At 64.2% G+C, this 16,236-nt stretch carries 16 protein-coding genes and 1 tRNA gene; 8 read left to right on the forward strand and 9 right to left on the reverse strand.

What is annotated here, in order from left to right:
• The first annotated feature begins 30 nt into the window (after positions 1 to 30).
• From C3E77_RS10745 to C3E77_RS10755, 3 genes are all read left to right on the forward strand, one after another.
• Complete coding sequence (locus C3E77_RS10745; protein ID WP_108391630.1) at positions 31 to 720, forward strand: response regulator transcription factor; 690 nt, start codon at positions 31 to 33, stop codon at positions 718 to 720.
• A 12-nt stretch (positions 721 to 732) separates the two neighbouring features.
• Positions 733 to 2,463, forward strand: a complete 1,731-nt coding sequence (locus tag C3E77_RS10750; protein WP_108391631.1) for a sensor histidine kinase — start codon at positions 733 to 735, stop codon at positions 2,461 to 2,463.
• Positions 2,464 to 2,602: 139 nt separating this feature from the next.
• The gene (locus C3E77_RS10755) at positions 2,603 to 2,896 is read left to right on the forward strand and encodes a WXG100 family type VII secretion target (RefSeq protein WP_108393272.1); all 294 of its coding nucleotides are present in this window, start codon (positions 2,603 to 2,605) and stop codon (positions 2,894 to 2,896) included.
• Positions 2,897 to 3,020: 124 nt separating this feature from the next.
• Here C3E77_RS10755 and groL read toward each other — a convergent pair whose 3' ends face one another.
• From groL to C3E77_RS10775, 4 genes are all read right to left on the reverse strand, one after another.
• Entirely contained in the window at positions 3,021 to 4,640 is a 1,620-nt protein-coding gene (gene groL, locus C3E77_RS10760; protein ID WP_108391632.1) for a chaperonin GroEL, read from the reverse strand.
• 224 nt (positions 4,641 to 4,864) lie between these two features.
• Positions 4,865 to 5,068 (reverse strand): cold-shock protein, encoded by a 204-nt coding sequence (locus tag C3E77_RS10765; protein WP_108391633.1) that lies wholly within the window; start codon positions 5,066 to 5,068, stop codon positions 4,865 to 4,867.
• Positions 5,069 to 5,320: 252 nt separating this feature from the next.
• Positions 5,321 to 5,890, reverse strand: coding sequence for a LytR C-terminal domain-containing protein (locus C3E77_RS10770; protein ID WP_108391634.1), 570 nt, complete (start codon positions 5,888 to 5,890; stop codon positions 5,321 to 5,323).
• Between the two features lie 69 nt (positions 5,891 to 5,959).
• The gene (locus C3E77_RS10775; RefSeq protein ID WP_234031359.1) at positions 5,960 to 6,238 is read right to left on the reverse strand and encodes a DUF3263 domain-containing protein; all 279 of its coding nucleotides are present in this window, start codon (positions 6,236 to 6,238) and stop codon (positions 5,960 to 5,962) included.
• A gap of 228 nt (positions 6,239 to 6,466) precedes the next feature.
• Here C3E77_RS10775 and msrB point away from each other — a divergent pair, with 228 nt between their 5' ends.
• Both msrB and C3E77_RS10785 read left to right on the forward strand, forming a co-directional pair.
• Positions 6,467 to 6,868, forward strand: a complete 402-nt coding sequence (gene msrB, locus C3E77_RS10780; protein WP_108393274.1) for a peptide-methionine (R)-S-oxide reductase MsrB — start codon at positions 6,467 to 6,469, stop codon at positions 6,866 to 6,868.
• 2 nt (positions 6,869 to 6,870) lie between these two features.
• Positions 6,871 to 7,407 (forward strand): nitroreductase family protein, encoded by a 537-nt coding sequence (locus C3E77_RS10785; protein WP_108391636.1) that lies wholly within the window; start codon positions 6,871 to 6,873, stop codon positions 7,405 to 7,407.
• Here C3E77_RS10785 and C3E77_RS10790 read toward each other — a convergent pair.
• Positions 7,391 to 8,362, reverse strand: a complete 972-nt coding sequence (locus C3E77_RS10790) for a DMT family transporter (protein WP_234031191.1) — start codon at positions 8,360 to 8,362, stop codon at positions 7,391 to 7,393. The genes C3E77_RS10785 and C3E77_RS10790 overlap by 17 nt on opposite strands.
• A gap of 93 nt (positions 8,363 to 8,455) precedes the next feature.
• A tRNA-Thr gene (locus C3E77_RS10795) sits at positions 8,456 to 8,529 on the reverse strand.
• Between the two features lie 146 nt (positions 8,530 to 8,675).
• On the opposite strand from C3E77_RS10795, the gene C3E77_RS10800 reads away from it, so the two are divergent.
• Entirely contained in the window at positions 8,676 to 10,016 is a 1,341-nt protein-coding gene (locus tag C3E77_RS10800) for a threonine/serine exporter family protein (RefSeq protein WP_108391637.1), read from the forward strand.
• Here C3E77_RS10800 and C3E77_RS10805 read toward each other — a convergent pair.
• The gene (locus tag C3E77_RS10805) at positions 10,013 to 10,999 is read right to left on the reverse strand and encodes a DsbA family protein (RefSeq protein WP_108391638.1); all 987 of its coding nucleotides are present in this window, start codon (positions 10,997 to 10,999) and stop codon (positions 10,013 to 10,015) included. The genes C3E77_RS10800 and C3E77_RS10805 overlap by 4 nt on opposite strands.
• A gap of 282 nt (positions 11,000 to 11,281) precedes the next feature.
• Here C3E77_RS10805 and C3E77_RS10810 point away from each other — a divergent pair, with 282 nt between their 5' ends.
• A complete protein-coding gene (locus C3E77_RS10810; protein ID WP_108391639.1) occupies positions 11,282 to 12,385 on the forward strand; it encodes an ABC transporter ATP-binding protein in 1,104 nt (367 codons plus the stop codon).
• Positions 12,386 to 12,445: 60 nt separating this feature from the next.
• On the forward strand, positions 12,446 to 13,753 hold the full coding sequence (locus C3E77_RS10815) for a DUF4032 domain-containing protein (RefSeq protein WP_108391640.1): 1,308 nt from the start codon (positions 12,446 to 12,448) through the stop codon (positions 13,751 to 13,753).
• Between the two features lie 46 nt (positions 13,754 to 13,799).
• On the opposite strand, the gene rlmB is transcribed toward C3E77_RS10815, so the two are convergent.
• Complete coding sequence (gene rlmB, locus C3E77_RS10820; RefSeq protein WP_108391641.1) at positions 13,800 to 14,828, reverse strand: 23S rRNA (guanosine(2251)-2'-O)-methyltransferase RlmB; 1,029 nt, start codon at positions 14,826 to 14,828, stop codon at positions 13,800 to 13,802.
• Positions 14,815 to 16,236 carry a cysteine--tRNA ligase gene (gene cysS, locus C3E77_RS10825; RefSeq protein WP_108391642.1) on the reverse strand — a complete coding sequence of 474 codons (1,422 nt, stop codon included), beginning with the start codon at positions 16,234 to 16,236 and terminating at the stop codon, positions 14,815 to 14,817. Before cysS ends, rlmB begins: the two co-directional genes overlap by 14 nt.

The raw sequence follows: 16,236 nt of genomic DNA on the forward strand, positions 1-16,236 counted from the left end.
CAATTCAGGGAACACGCAGATACTGAGAATATGACTGGACCACGAATTCTCATCGTCGATGACGAACCGAACATCCGCGACCTGCTCACCACGAGCCTCCGCTTTGCCGGCTTCGCCGTGCGGGCGGTTGGAAATGGCGCCCAGGCGATCTCCGCAGTCCTGGAAGAAGAGCCGGACCTCATCATCCTCGACGTCATGCTTCCCGACATGAACGGCTTTGGAGTCACGAAGCGCCTGCGCTCCGCCGGGTATACCGCCCCCATCCTCTTCCTCACCGCGAAAGACGACACCGAAGACAAGATCATGGGCCTCACGGTCGGTGGCGACGACTACGTGACGAAGCCGTTCAGCCTCGACGAGATCGTCGCCCGCATCAAGGCAATCCTCAGGCGAACGATGCATGCTGATGAGGATGCCGTCATTCGCGCCGGCGAGCTCACCATGGATCAGGACACCCATGAGGTTCTCGTCGGTGAGACACCGATCGAACTCAGTCCCACCGAGTTCAAGCTGCTGCGTTACCTCATGCTCAACCCGAACCGCGTGTTGAGCAAGGCGCAGATCCTTGATCACGTCTGGGAATACGATTTCAACGGTGATGCCGGCATCGTCGAGAGCTACATCTCCTACCTCCGCAGGAAGCTGGACCAGTTCTCGACTGAGCCCCTCATCCAGACCAAACGCGGGTTCGGCTACATGCTGAAAACAGCGAAGGCATAATCGAACGGTGTAATGCACGATTCAGCAGCCGAGTGGTGGAACGCGATTTCACTGCGGACGAAGATCACCGGCGTGACGGTACTCGTGCTTGCCTTCGGGCTCGTCGTCGCGGGCGTCGGCACCATGACCATGCTTCGCCCTGCCCTCGAGGGCAAGGTGAACGCCGACCTGCTCGCCGCCGCGCAGGCTCCGACACCGCCAGGCTTCCTCGATCTTGACTCCGGTGCCGCTGAGGATGCCGGCGACATGGTTCAGGATGCTGTCTCCTCCGACTATTACACCGCTGTGTACGACGCTGACGGCCGCCTTCGTGCCGCAACCTGGCAGAACCGCGACAGGGAGAACCTGCCGAAAGTTCCAACGACGGTCACTCTTGCCGCAGCGCTTGAGCAAGGCGAGAGCATTTTCGAACTCCGCACGGCGGACAAGAAGGAACTGTTCCACGCGGTCATCGTTCCGTACCAGTGGAACCACCAGGGTGACATGGGTGTCGTGCTCGTCGCAGTGTCGATGCGTGAAACCGACACCATCATCGCGACGCTCTTCACCATATTCTTCGGGTTCGGGCTCGGCGTGATCATCCTCGGGGCGTTGCTGACTCGGGTGCTCGTCACGAGCACCTTTCATCCGCTTCGCGAAGTGGAACACACGGCCGCCGCGATCGCGGACGGCGACTTCAGCCAGCGACTCTCGGTGTCAACGCCGAACACCGAGGTCGGCCGACTGAACCGCTCACTCAACACCATGCTCAACCGCATCGACAAGGCGTTCTCCGACCGGGCGCGAACCATCGATCAGATGCGGCGCTTTGTCGGCGACGCCAGCCACGAACTGCGGACACCGCTGGTCAGCGTTCGGGGGTACGCGGAGCTCTATCGCATGGGTGCCCTTCAGACACCGGAGGACATCGCGAAGGCGATGGACCGGATCGAGAAGGAAGCCATCCGCATGGGCGGACTGGTCGAAGACCTCCTCGAACTTGCGCGCCTCGACGAGACAAAGCCCATGGTGTTCGAGCCGGTCGACCTCTCCCCCATCGCCCGCGATGCGGCGCTCGACGCGAGTGCGTCGGCGCCTGACCGGGTCATCCGCGCCGTTGTCGACACCCCGCCGAGCGAGCCCGCCGCCGTTGCCGATGAGAAGCCAGACGTTTCGGGACCGGTCACGAAAGCGCCGGCAACCGCTGAATCCTCGGGAACAGGACCCATCGCATTCGCCGGAGCGACCTTTGCCCGCCTGCGCCGGCGACCGCGAAAGTCCGAGGGGACCGACCCGCAGCTCACCGGTGATCTTCCACCGATCCAGAATTCCCCACTGCCGGCGGTCCCTGCCGTCGTGCTCGGCGAGGAGAATAAGCTCCGACAGGTGATCACGAACCTCATCGGAAACGCGATTCGATTCACCCCGGTCGGCAGCCCCCTCGAGATCGCGGTCTCCGCGAATCCCATCACGAAAACCGCGACGATCGCGGTGATCGACCACGGTGAAGGCGTTCCGCCACAGATCCGGGAGAAGATCTTCCAGCGCTTCTGGCGTGCCGACTCCTCGCGGGCACGCGAAACAGGTGGCTCTGGCCTCGGTCTGGCTATCGTCTCGTCCATCGTGCACGCCCACAAGGGATCAGTGAGCGTGACCGACACCCCCGGCGGCGGCGCTACCTTCCGAGTGACCCTTCCGCTGTACACGCCAGCTCCCGCGGCGGATGCCGAGGCGAACGCCAGCGACGCAACTGCGACTACGTAGTCCGCCCCTCACAGTTCCCCTTCCAAGCGCCGTAGTCCCCATCGTGCCGAGCCGGCGTTCCATGCCGGCATGTCCGCGTACGGTCGGTCTTTCGGTCGAATCGCGACCGAGGTTCGACAACGGCATCGAGGAGGACACAGTGACCAGGTACCAGGTAGACAGCGACATCGTGATGGGGACGACGGCAAGGGTCCGCGGCACCATCGACACAATCCAGAGCGAGGTCGCGGGCCTCATGAACCAGCTCACTGAGCTGCAAAGCACGTGGACGGGCGAGGCGTCGGCTGCCTTCCAGGGGGTGGTCACCGACTGGCGTGCAACCCAGCAGCGGGTCGAAGAGAGTATCTCGACGATCAACCAGGCTCTTGGACGGGCCGGGGCGCAGTACCAGGAGGTCGAGCGCGGGAACGCTGATCTGTTCCGCATCGGCTGAGCGACGCCACCGCCGGTAGTTCCGGCAGGAGCCCGATCACTGACCAGCTGAGCCGAATCCGTTGGTTAAAACACAACTGGGCGCCTCCGTGAGGAGACGCCCAGTTGCTGTTGAACTATTCGGACTAGAAGTCCATGCCACCGGTCGGGTCGCCGACGGGAGCCGGGTTCTTCTCCGGCTTGTCAGCAACGACGGCCTCTGTGGTGAGGAACAGGCCTGCAATCGACGCTGCGTTGAGCAGTGCCGAGCGGGTGACCTTCACCGGGTCGTTGATGCCTGCAGCGAGCATGTCAACGTACTCACCGGTCGCGGCGTTGAGGCCGTGTCCGACGGGCAGGTTGCGCACCTTGTCAGCGACAACGCCAGGCTCGAGGCCGGCGTTGAGGGCGATCTGCTTGAGCGGAGCGTCGATGGCAACGCGAACGATGTTCGCACCCGTTGCCTCGTCGCCCGTGAGTTCGAGCTTCTCGAATGCGGTCTTGCCAGCCTGGATAAGGGCAACACCACCACCGGCGACGATGCCTTCTTCAACGGCAGCCTTCGCGTTACGGACGGCGTCTTCGATGCGGTGCTTGCGCTCCTTGAGCTCGACCTCGGTCGCGGCTCCGGCCTTGATGACGGCAACGCCACCGGCGAGCTTCGCCAGGCGTTCCTGCAGCTTCTCGCGGTCGTAGTCGCTGTCGGTGTTGTCGATCTCCTTGCGGATCTGGGCAACGCGGCCCGCGATCTGCTCGGCGTCGCCGGCACCATCGACGATGGTGGTCTCGTCCTTGGTGATGACGACCTTGCGTGCGCGACCGAGGAGGTCGAGCGTTGCGTTCTCGAGCTTGAGGCCGACCTCTTCAGAGATGACCTGACCACCGGTGAGGATGGCGATGTCCTGAAGCTGTGCCTTGCGGCGGTCGCCGAAGCCGGGAGCCTTGACGGCAACCGACTTGAAGATGCCACGGATCTTGTTCACAACGAGGGTTGCGAGAGCTTCTCCGTCGACGTCCTCAGCAATGATGAGGAGCTGCTTGCCCGACTGGATGACCTGGTCAACAACGGGGAGCAGGTCCTTGATGTTGGAGATCTTCGAGTTGGCGATGAGGATGTACGGGTCTTCGAACACCGTTTCCTGGCGGTCGGGGTCCGTGACGAAGTACGCCGACAGGAAGCCCTTGTCGAAGCGCATTCCCTCGGTGAGCTCGAGCTCGGTGCCGAACGTGTTCGACTCCTCGACGGTGACAACACCTTCCTTGCCGACCTTGTCGATTGCCTCTGCGATGATGGCGCCGAGTTCGGGGTCGCCGGCCGAGATGGAAGCAGTAGCTGCGATCTCTTCCTTCGACTCGACCTCTTTGGCGTTGGTGACGAGTTCTGCGATGACAGCAGCGGTTGCCTTTTCGATGCCGCGCTTGAGCGAGATCGGGTCGGCGCCGGCTGCGACGTTCCGCAGGCCTTCGCGAACGAGAGCCTGAGCGAGCACGGTGGCGGTGGTGGTTCCGTCGCCGGCGACGTCGTCAGTCTTCTTGGCGACCTCCTTGACGAGCTCGGCACCGATCTTCTCGTACGGGTCGTCGAGTTCGATTTCCTTGGCGATGGATACACCATCGTTGGTGATTGTGGGGGCGCCCCACTTCTTCTCAAGGACAACGTTGCGACCGCGTGGGCCGAGCGTGACCTTCACGGTGTCGGCCAGAATGTTCAGGCCGCGCTCGAGGCCGCGGCGGGCTTCCTCGTCAAAAGCAATGATTTTTGCCATGTGGTTTTTCGTCCCTCCCGGACGTGATGAACGTAGTTAGCACTCAATGATTGCGAGTGCTAACTCGATTCTGGCACTCTCCACCTGCGAGTGCAAGCCAGTACGGAAAGGACAAGCATGGCAGCCTGAGGCAGCGTGCTGCGTCGCGGAATACGTCGCTCACGGACGCAGCAATGCCGCCCACTCCGTGGACGGCATTGTGTTTTCGAGGACGACCGACCGGCTCAGACCGGGCGGACCGCCTCAGCCTGCGGGCCTTTTGCCCCTGTGCCTACTTCGAAAACGACCTTCTGGCCTTCTTCGAGGACTTTGTAGCCCCCCATGTCGATCGCGGAGTAGTGGACAAATACGTCCTGCCCCTCCCCGTCATCGGTGATGAAGCCGTAGCCCTTTTCAGCGTTGAACCACTTCACGGTTCCACTCGCCATTGTCACTCCCAGTTGCTGTGTTCCTCCACCCAGGCCTGCGCTGGCTGGGGTCTGCCGCCGTACGGCCATTGTGCTGACCCCTGCTCCGCCTGATGGAGGCGCGGATCCTGGAGCAAAATGTTCGACCAGTTCCAGATACTAATGAACGGGCAATAACTTGCAACAGGTTTTTTTGCAAATCACGCGGATGGTTACCTGGCGCGAACTCCCGCGAAACGCGAACGAAACACGCCCGACGGACCCTGCGACGGCTCAGTCTTCCGGGGCGAAGTCAGACCCGAGAACGACGGTGAGCTGAAAGACCGGCTCCTCCCCCTCCTCGACGGGAATCTGGAACTGCGTTGACAACTGGATGTTGGAAACACCGAGCGCTTCGGCAAGCCCACGGGCAGCGCCTTCCTGCGAAGGATCTTCGTAGTAGACGGCGGTGGTTGTCACGTCGGTCGCGCTTGCGTTGCCCGGGGTGATGTTCTGCGTCCAGCCAGCCTCGTTCAGCTGCGCGATCGCCCGGGTGGCAAGGCCCTTCGTCGTCGTTCCGTTGAGTACCGTGACCATTGCCTCCGGGTCGATGGTCGCGACGGCGACCGGCGTCTCAGTCGGTTCAGGGGCGGCAGTGGAGGTCGTTGTGTCGGTGAAATTGACCCGGTCGCTCAGAACGAACAATCCGAGGATTCCCGCGACGACGAGGACAACGGTCGCCAGCGCTGCCCAGAGGAAGATGACCCAGCCCCGGCCCGGCTTAGGCGGTGCACGGTGAGCACCAACGCGTTTCAGATCGTCCGGAATCTCGTCGAACCTGTCCTTGGCGTAGTGTTCGGCCATGTCGTTCTCGTGTGGTCCTCTGGGTCGGCCCGCGAAGGCGGTGTGGTGGTGGAGCTGTGGCCACCGGGGCTAATTCTGGCTCGCGCCCCTGGCTCGCGCCCGCCGGGTCGCCTGCCTCGCGTCCCGCAGTCGATGGAGACGCTTCACAAGCATCGGATCGTGCCGCAGCGCCGCCGGGTTGTCGATCACCGCGCCCAGCAACTGATAGTAGCGGGTGGGCGAAAGCTGAAACGTCTCGCGGATGGCTTCTTCCTTCTGGCCAGCGTGCTGCGACCACAGGTTTTCAAAATCCAGAATGGCGAGGTCGCGCTCCGAGAGTGAGGGGTCGAGCGGTACGGAACCGGGCAGTGTCGTCGGAAGGGGGACGTCGTTCTCGCTCACTCGTCTTCTGCCTTCCCGCGCACCGGCCCGCGCGTCGATCGCAATACTAACGCGGTGCAGTTGTGCGTTTGGCGATGGCACACGGCAAAGGGTCGAACCGGATGTTCAGCCTTTGCCCAGCATTCCGTCACACGGGAACATCCCAGCCGTATGGCGGGTTTAATGGAGGACGAAGACTTTCCGAAGGAGAAAACCATGACCGACCAGGTTCAGAAGAGCAACGACCAGTGGCGTGAGGAGCTCACCGATGAGCAGTACGCAGTCCTTCGTGAGGCTGCAACCGAGCGCCCGTGGACCGGCGAATTGCTCGACGAGTCGCGAGCCGGCGTCTACACCTGCGGTGCGTGCGGCGCTGAGTTGTTCCAAAGCGGGACGAAGTTCGACTCCGGATGCGGATGGCCGAGCTTTTACGAATCGGTCCGGCCCGAAGCGGTCACGCTCATCGAGGACAAGAGCCTCGGGATGGTGCGGACCGAGGTTCGTTGCGCGAACTGCGACTCCCACCTCGGCCACGTGTTCGACGACGGTTTCGGCACACCGACCGGAGACCGTTACTGCATGAACTCGATTGCGCTGAACTTCACCGCACAAGACTAGGCGTGTCAGCTCTGCTCACGGCCGTCGAGAACCGGCGGTCGTATTCCCGTGTCACCGACGTTGCGCCGACGCACGACGAGCTGCTCCCGCTCGTCGCTGCATCCGCCCGCGTCGCCGACCACAGTGCGCTCAAGCCGTGGCGCCTGATTGAGCTGCGCGGAGACGACAGGGTCAGGCTCGGTGCCGCTATCGCGAAGGCCGAGCACGACGACACACCATCGCGGAAGCCGCTGCGGGCGCCGTTGCTGCTCGCCATAGTCGTGTGCGAGAAGAAGAGCGACAAGGTCCCGGCATGGGAGCAGGAGGCCGTGGCATCCGGAGTCGCTCACACGCTCAGCCTGCTCCTCGCGGACGCGGGCTGGGGCGTGATTTGGCGAACCGGTCACTACACGCGGTCGAAAGCCGTACGCAAGATGCACAAGCTGAAGAAGAACGAGCAGTTGCTCGGCTGGTTGTACGTCGGTGGCATACCGGAGGGCGCCAAGGTCGGCTACCGCAAACCCATCGACGCCGAGGAGTTCCTCAGCCGACTCCCGTAACGCCAGCAGCCCTCGGTCGCACCCTGATCGTTGCGATACCGACGGCAGCCAGCGCCAGAGCTGCGCCGATCACCGTCGGTGCACCGAGGGGATTATCGCCAGGGGCTATCGCGTCGATCGCGATCGAGGCGAAGAGCTGGCCGGCCACGGTGCCGAGTCCCAGCAGAAGAACCCCCGTGTGTGCAACGAGGAACGCGTTGACCCCGATGAAAACGCAGCCGATGACCCCACCGAGGTACAGGGCAGGGTCCGTCGGCAGACTGGTGGGCCAGCCCGCCAGCGAATTACGGATGACCGTCACGGCGAGCAACGCTGTCGTCCCGACGAGAAAATTAATGAATGTCGCTGTCAGCGCGCTCCCCGACCGCACGCGCAGGCGCCCGTTGACCGCACTCTGCCATCCGCTGCCGAAGCCAGCGATGACCGGCATCAGCAGCATCCACAGGGGGAACTCTCTCGACAGTTGCGCGGACATGGACCAGGTAACGGCGATGACCGCGAGCGCCGCCCCCGTGAGCCGTGGCCAGGTGAACCCGGATCGCCCGTGAGGGCCGAACCCGACGCGGTCGAGGACAAGGCCGGAGATGGTCTGCCCGGCGACGAGTGCGACGCTGAACAGGGCAACACCGATGACAGCGCCGGTGATCCCCTGCGACAGCACGAAGAATGCTCCGGCTACTCCCCCGAGCACGCTCCAGATCGGCGCGCTGCCGCTCCTGATGTCGGAGGCGACGATCCTGAGTCCGGTTCGCCCCCGCGGCACACAAGCCATCACGACGAGGAGAATCAGCAGGCCGGAGCCGAACGAGATGGTCCCCGCCGTAAATCCGTCGCCGATCGCGACGCCGAGCGCACCATTGATGCGGGTCTGCACGGCCATACCGGCACCGCAGGCCGCCGCGAGTGTGATCGCGAGCCACGAGGGAACATGGCCGGACCGAGAAGGTGTCTCCACCGGAGCGCCTCATCTCCTGACAGCGGGCGAGGCCGGGAGCACCCCGGCTCATGCAATCGACAACATCGCCGGTGCAATCGACAACATCGAGAGAGCCGCCTGTCGGATTCGAACCGACGACCTGCGCATTACAAGTGCGCTGCTCTGGCCAACTGAGCTAAGGCGGCGTGGACCTGTCAATCATAACGAACGCGGAGACCGATTCGAGCCAGCTCGAGTCGGTGCCGCCGGGCACGGCTCCTTCGAATGCCACCGGGACGCGACGGGCCCGCGGCCATGGCATCCTTGAAGTAACAAAGTTTTGAGGATTTTCATGGCACCTGCGTTTTCCGCGCCCGCCGGCGGAGCAAACGCCAGCCGATCTATTCTTGACCTCGCCATCCGGTGTGGCGAGGTCATCTTCGCTTCGGGAGCGAGTGCGGAGGACGCAACAGCCTCGATGCTGGCCGTCACCCGCGCCTACGGGCTCCGCGGGTGCGAAGCGGATGTCACGCACACGGTGATTACGCTGACGTACGATGACTCCGACTCCGGTGACTCGATCTCGAAGAGCCGCAACGTCAGGTACCGCACACTCGACTACACCCGCCTGACCAATACCTCCACCCTGATCGGCGAGTTGCTCCACAGCCCTGTCGCTGTGACCGACGCCAGATCACGCGTAGACGCGATCATCAGGGCGCGGCCCATCTACCCGACCGCCGTCCGACGCGTCGGCTGGAGCCTCGTCGGGGCCGGTGCCGCGCTGCTGCTCGGCGGTGGCCCCCTCGTGGTGATCGCAGCGTTCATCGCCACGTTCTTCGTCGACCTGCTGACGAGCGTGCTCGCGCGAACGCGGATCTCAGTGTTTTACCAGACGCTCGCGGGCGGCGCCGTCGGCCCGATCGTCGCGGCCGTGGTCCACGTCATCGACCCCGCCGCGAGTTCGTCGCTTGTCGTCGTCGCGACGATCATCATGCTTCTGGCCGGCGTCACCTCGTTCGGTGCGGTGCAGGACGTGCTTTCGGGCTTCTACGTGACAGGAACGGCCCGGGTTCTCGAGGCGCTGCTCATCACCGGTGGGCTCGTTGCCGGTGTTGCCGGGACCAACATGCTGCTGTCACGGTTCGGCATCCTGCTCGATATCGAGCCGTACGTCGCTCCAACGCTCGAGGGGATCAGCGCGCAATTGATCGGCAGTGTCATTGTGGTCATCGGCTTCGCCCTCGGTGTCGAGGTGCCGGCCAGGGCCATCTGGGCCGTCATCGTGCTTGGCGTCCTCGGCTACCTGGTATTCGCAGCGGCTCACACCTGGGACATCGGTGACGCCTGGAGCGCCGCATTCGCCGCTGTCGCTGTCGGCGTTCTCTCGGCGTTCGCATCGAGAGCGGTGCGGGTCCCACCCCTGCCCCTCGTCGTCACGGCTCTCGTACCCCTTGTGCCTGGACTCATTCTGTTCCGGGGGCTCCTCGAGCTCAGTGCCGGCTCGATCGACGGCCTGCTGAGCATGATTGAAGCGGCGAGCGTCGCTGTCGCTCTTGCCGCGGGAGCGCTGCTCGGGCAGTACGTCGTTCAGAGCCTGCTCGGCCCTGCTCGCCGAATTCAGCGTCGATTCGTCGGCCCGCTCATGGGCGTGCAGGTTCGACTCAGCAGGAAGCAGGACGAGACGATTTAGCTCGCGGGAGTCTCGCTCGGTGCGGGAGTCTCACTCGGTGCGGGAGTCTCGCTCGGTGCGGGGGTCTCGCTCGGTGCGGGGGTCGACGACTTCTCGGCATAGGTCTCGCTCGCGACGGACAGCACGAAGGCCTGGAACTCCTTCGGGTCAGTGATCGACCCTGTGTACTGCTTGTCGTTGACGAGCACGGTCGGCGTTCCCTTGACCTTCTCGAGGCTCGAGTTCGGGATCGGCTCCGTGGTTGCCCTGTCAGTAGCTTCCTGCACCCAGCTGGTGAAGGTTCCGTCCTCGATGCAGCTCGAGATCGACGACAGTGCCGATCCGTCCGCCGTCTCATCCGCGGACGCGAGGGCGGTCTTGGCGACGTCAGCGAGTTCGTCGTCGCTGAGTCCTTCGGTGCCCTCGGCTGGCTGGTCGTCGAAGAGCAGGGTGCTGAAGACAAAGAAGGAGTCAGGGGCGTAGTTTGCGACACACGCTGCAGCATTGGCAGCGCGCAGCGAGTACTGGGTACCGGCAGAGCGGCCGGTCAGGATGGCGATGGGGTGGTACTCAACGGTGGCTGTTCCGTTTTCGGCCCACGTGGCGAGCTGCTCGGAGTTCGCCTTCTCGAACTGGCCACACGCCGGGCACAGGTAGTCGACGTAGACCCTGATGTTCGGCACGTTGGCGTTGATCTGGGTTGCAACGGGCTTGGCTCCGGCCGCGATCGCCGGCGTTGTCACTGCCTTGAGCCCCTGGCCGATAACAATCCCGTCAGAGGCCATGTTCTTCGGCCCGGGTGCGGGCGGGCGGATCGTGCTGGCGATCACAAACGCAATGCCGGCGATGATGGCAACGACAACGAGCACGAGCCCGCCCTGGAGGAAGATCCGGTTACGAAGGTCCCGCTTGCGCTGCGCATCACGAAGCTCCTTCGCCTTCTCGCGGGTTGCTTCACGACGCTGGTTCTTCGTCGGACTGGACTCAGGTCCGCCGTTCGTCATGGATCCTCGCTTCGTGTAGTCGGGTGGGCACCGTAGAGGCGCCAAACACGAATCGATCGTAGTTGCCCTCACTGGGAAATACCCAAACGGATGCTGCACGCACGTGATGAAGCGGCTGGAAACCGATCTCCCGCACGAAGGACCCACCCGACTCTGCTATCTGTCATACTGATGATCTCTCGGGTTGCCGCAAGGCTCCCGGGAGCATGCAATGCAGCATGCGGAGCATGAATCCTCACTCGGATCGTCCGGCACGTACCTGCCGGTGAAGGAGCAGTACCCATGTCATCAGTAACTTTCGACAACGCCACACGCCTGTACCCGGGTGGTACACGCGCCGCCGTTGACAAGCTCAGCCTCGAGGTCGCCGACGGCGAATTCCTCGTCCTGGTCGGGCCGTCCGGTTGTGGTAAGTCCACATCACTGCGCATGCTCGCCGGCCTCGAAGAGGTCAACGACGGCCGCATCCTCATCGGTGACCGCGACGTCACCGATGTGCCGCCGAAGGACCGCGACATCGCGATGGTGTTCCAGAACTACGCGCTGTACCCGCACATGACGGTCGCCGAGAACATGGGCTTCGCCCTGAAGATCGCCGGCGTCAACAAGGACGAGCGTGCCGCTCGCGTCCTCGAAGCAGCCAAGCTGCTCGACCTCGAGGAGTACCTCACCCGCAAGCCGAAGGCGCTCTCCGGTGGACAGCGTCAGCGTGTTGCCATGGGCCGTGCGATCGTCCGTCAGCCCCAGGTCTTCCTCATGGACGAGCCGCTGTCGAACCTCGACGCCAAGCTTCGCGTCCAGACCCGGACACAGATCGCGTCGCTCCAGCGCCGCCTCGGTGTCACAACGGTGTACGTCACGCACGACCAGACCGAGGCGCTGACCATGGGTGACCGCATCGCGGTCCTCAAGGACGGCATCCTGCAGCAGGTCGGAACCCCGCGCGACCTGTACGAGAAGCCGCAGAACGTCTTCGTCGCCGGCTTCATCGGCTCCCCCGCCATGAACCTGCTCACCGCGGACGTCGCCGACGGCGGCATCCAGTTCGGTGCACGGGTTGTCCCGGTCGACCGCGACATCATCGGTGAGACCAGCGCTCGTCAGGTCACCGTTGGTGTCCGCCCCGAGGACATCGAAGTGTCGACGGAGCCGGGCAACGGCCTCGAGGTACAGGTCGACCTGGTCGAGGAGCTCGGCGCAGACGGCTACCTCTACGGCCACGCAGACGTCAACGGCAAGCGCACCGACCTGGTCGCCCGTGTCGATGGCCGCACCCACGCGCACGCCGGCGAGAAGGTCTTCCTGATCCCCGCAGCGCACCACGTCCACGTCTTCGACGTCGAGTCCGGCCTCCGCCTCGGCAACAAGGCAGTCGTCGCCAACTAGCAGCACAGCGCCGGCTGGCGGGTCATCCGACCCGCCAGCCGGCGCTACTGTTTAACCACCATGAGCGCGTCACTGAACATCACAGCAGCCACCGTCGATCCCGCCCTGCTCGACCTTCCGTGGGATCTTCCGCTGGAGAGCTGGCCGAGCGACACCATCGCGTCGCTGCCCAAGGGGATTTCCCGCCACCTCGTTCGTTTCGCCTACCTGTCCGGTTACGTCGTCGCCGTCAAGGAGACCACCACCGAAATGGCCAGGGGCGAGTATGACATGCTGCGCAACCTGCAGCGGCTCGACATTCCGTGCGTTGACCCCGTCGCGGTCATTACCGGCCGATCCGAAAGTTCAGGGGCATCCCTCCCGAGCGTGCTCGTCACCCGGCACCTCAAGTTTTCGCTTCCGTATCGCGCCCTGTTCTCGCAGACGCTCCGCCCGGACACCGCAAACCGTCTTGTCGATGCCCTCGCCGTCCTGCTGGTCCGCCTCCACATCGCCGGCTTCTTCTGGGGTGACGTTTCGCTCTCGAACACCCTGTTCCGCCGCGACGCTGGCGCATTCGCCGCGTACCTCGTCGACGCCGAAACCGGGCAGCTCTACGACGGCGGCCTGTCGAACGGCCAGCGGGAGAACGACCTGGAAATCGCCAGGGTCAACATCGCCGGCGAGCTGATGGACCTTGAAGCCGGCGGCCGGGTAGACGACGAACTCGACCCGATCAGCGTGTCAGACGGCATCGTCGCCGCGTACCGCTCACTGTGGCGCGAGCTCACCGGGTCCGAATCCTTCTCCTCAGACGAGCGCTGGCGCATCAGCGAACGGGTCCAGCGCCTGAACTCGCTTGGCTTCGACATCGAGGAACTGGCGATTCGAACGGATGAGAACGGGACCACCGTCCGTATCCAGCCGAAGGTTGTCGATGCGGGGCACCACCAGCGCCGGCTCCTCAGGCTCACCGGCCTCGACGCGGGCGAGAACCAGGCCAGACGCCTGCTCAACGACCTCGACTCATACGCGGCAACACACGGCAAGAGCGACCTCGACGAAGAAATGGTTGCCCACGAGTGGGTCAGCCGCGTGTTCGAACCCGTGATCAAGTCGATCCCCCGCGAACTCAGGGGCAAGCTCGAGCCGGCGGAGATCTTCCACCAGCTGCTCGAGCATCGCTGGTTCATGTCTCAGAACGAAGAGCGGAGCATCCCGCTCGCGGAGGCACTCACCTCGTACATCAACACGGTGCTTCGCCACCGTCGCGACGAGGCGACGGTGATTGTTCCTGTCACCGAGTCGATCACCCTCCCGATGCAGGCCGTCGGCGCCGACGAGGCTGATGAGGCTGACGCAGAAACGAACTGGCGCGACCGGGTCTAAACCCCATCGCGCCAGTTCGTGGTGCCACGTCGTGCTGTTCGGTGACCTACTTCTTCTTCTTCTTCGTCGCTTTCGCCGCCTGGCGAAGCTTCGAGACCTCGTAGAGAGTCACCGATGCAGCGATACCGGCGTTGAGCGACTCGGTCGCCGAGCTGATCGGGATCGAGACGATGGCGTCGCAGGTGTCGGTCACGAGGCGGGACAGGCCCTTGCCCTCGCTGCCGACGACGATGACGACGGGCCGGTCAGCGAGTTCAAGACCGGGGAGCTCGGTGTCTCCACCGCCGTCGAGGCCGATGACAAAGACGCCGGCGGCCTTGAACGCCTTGAGCGTCTGGGTCAGGTTCGGCGCCATCGCCACGGGAGTGCGCGCAGCAGCGCCGGCGCTGGTCTTCCAGGCGGATGCCGTGAGACCGACGGAACGACGCTGAGGAACGATGACGCCATGGCCGCCGAACGCTGCAGTCGACCTGATGATCGCTCCGAGGTTCCTTGGGTCGGTGATGCCGTCGAGCGCGACGAAAAGGGGGGTCTGGCCGCGTGAGATGACCGTCTCGAGGAGGTCGTTGGGGTGCGCGTACTCGTACGGCGGGACCTTGAGCGCGAGGCCCTGGTGCACCGAGTCGAAACCGGCGAGGCGGTCGAGCTCCGGCCGCATGACCTCGAGGATCGGGATGCCACGAGCCGTTGCGAGCGCGAGGACTTCCTTCACCCTGTCGTCGAATTCGATCCTGGTCGCCATGTAGAGCGCCGTTGCGGGGATCTTCGCCCGGAGTGCTTCGAGCACCGAGTTACGACCGGTGACGACCTCGAAGTCGTCCGACTGCTTCGGCTTGGGCTTGCGGATTGCCGGGCCGGTCGATGCCGGGCGTCCGCCGCCGGTCTTCGCCTGGGTCGCTGCGAGGCGGTCCTTCGCGAGCTTGCGCTTGCCCGCTGCGTGGTACGTGCGGTCCTCGGCCTTCGGCGTCGGACCCTTGCCCTCGAGCGAGCGTCGCCCGAGTCCACCGGTGCCCTTGGCTGGACCCTTCTTGGCCTTGCGGAGCGCCCCGGGGCGGTTCTGCTTACTGGCTGCCATCAATACTCCAATGTGCACCCTGTTGGGTGTCTTCAATTGTGATGCCCGCGTGAGCGAGATCGTCACGGATCTGGTCGGCTGCCGCGAAGTCCCGCGAAGCCCTCTTCTGCTGGCGGCGTTCGAGCAACTGATCGACGAGCGCTGTCAGTGCGGCGTGCACCGACACATCCTGTGTTTTGGACCATTCCGGCGAGAGCGGATTGATTCCGAGGACCTCTGTCATGGCCAGAACCTGGCCTTGAGCACTCGCAGCGAGCGCGAGGTCTTCCCCGTCCAGCCAGGAGTTCCCCTGCCTTATTGTGTCATGTAATACGGCGAGTGCCTGCGGGACCGACAAATCGTCGTTCATCGCATCCGCGAACGCTTCCGGAATCTCGACAACTCCGGTGCCGGCGAACCGGGTTCCGACGAGCCTGCGGCCCACCCGTTCGAGGAAGCTCTCGATCCGATCGAGCGCAGCTTCCGCCTCGGTCAGTGCGCCGTCGTGGAAGTCGATCGTCGACCGGTAGTGGGCCTGGCCGAGGTAATACCGCACAACGATGGGCCGTGCGGCCCCGAGGAGATCTGCCGCGTAGACGGAGTTGCCGAGAGACTTGGACATCTTTTGCCCGTTGATGTGGACCAGGCCGTTGTGGACCCAGTAGTTGGCGAAGTCGTGGCCGGCGGCCGTCGACTGGGCCAGTTCGTTCTCATGGTGCGGGAAGCGCAGGTCGAGTCCACCACCGTGGATGTCGAAGTTGGTGCCGAGGTAGCGCGAGGCCATGGCTGAGCACTCGATGTGCCAGCCCGGCCGCCCGTCGCCCCACGGGCTCGGCCAGGTCGCGGACGCCGGCTCATCGGCCTTGTGCCCCTTCCAGAGTGCGAAGTCGCGCGGATCCTTCTTGCCCCGCGGGTCGGCATCCGCCGCGGCTTCCATACTGTCGATCGACTGGCGGGTCAGCGCACCGTACGCCGGCCAGCTCCGAACGTCGAAGTAGACGTCGCCCGAGCCATCGTCAGCGGGGTACGCGTGGCCGGACTCGATGAGCGTCGCAATGAGCCGGTGCATTTCCTGGACGCTCGCCGTTGCTCGCGGTTCGTACGTCGGCGCCTGGATGCCGAGGGCGCGGTACCCCGCGGTGAATTCCAGTTCCATCCGGTAGGCGAGCGCCCACCATTCCTCCGTCGAGGTCGCGTTGGCGAGCACCTTGTCATCGATGTCCGTGACGTTACGGACGAGCGTGACGTCGAATCCCGAGTAGTTGAGCCAGCGTCGGAGCTGGTCATAGACGAGCGCAGACCGCAGGTGTCCAATGTGCGGCGACGATTGCACCGTCGGCCCGCACACGTACATTCCCACAGCGCCTGGGACGATCGGGACGAAGTCGCGGAGGGCCTGTGCCCGGGAATCGTAGAGTTGAAATGCCAC

Origin of the sequence: Mycetocola zhujimingii (assembly GCF_003065425.1) — a bacterium.
GTDB classification, from domain to species: domain Bacteria; phylum Actinomycetota; class Actinomycetes; order Actinomycetales; family Microbacteriaceae; genus Mycetocola_A; species Mycetocola_A zhujimingii.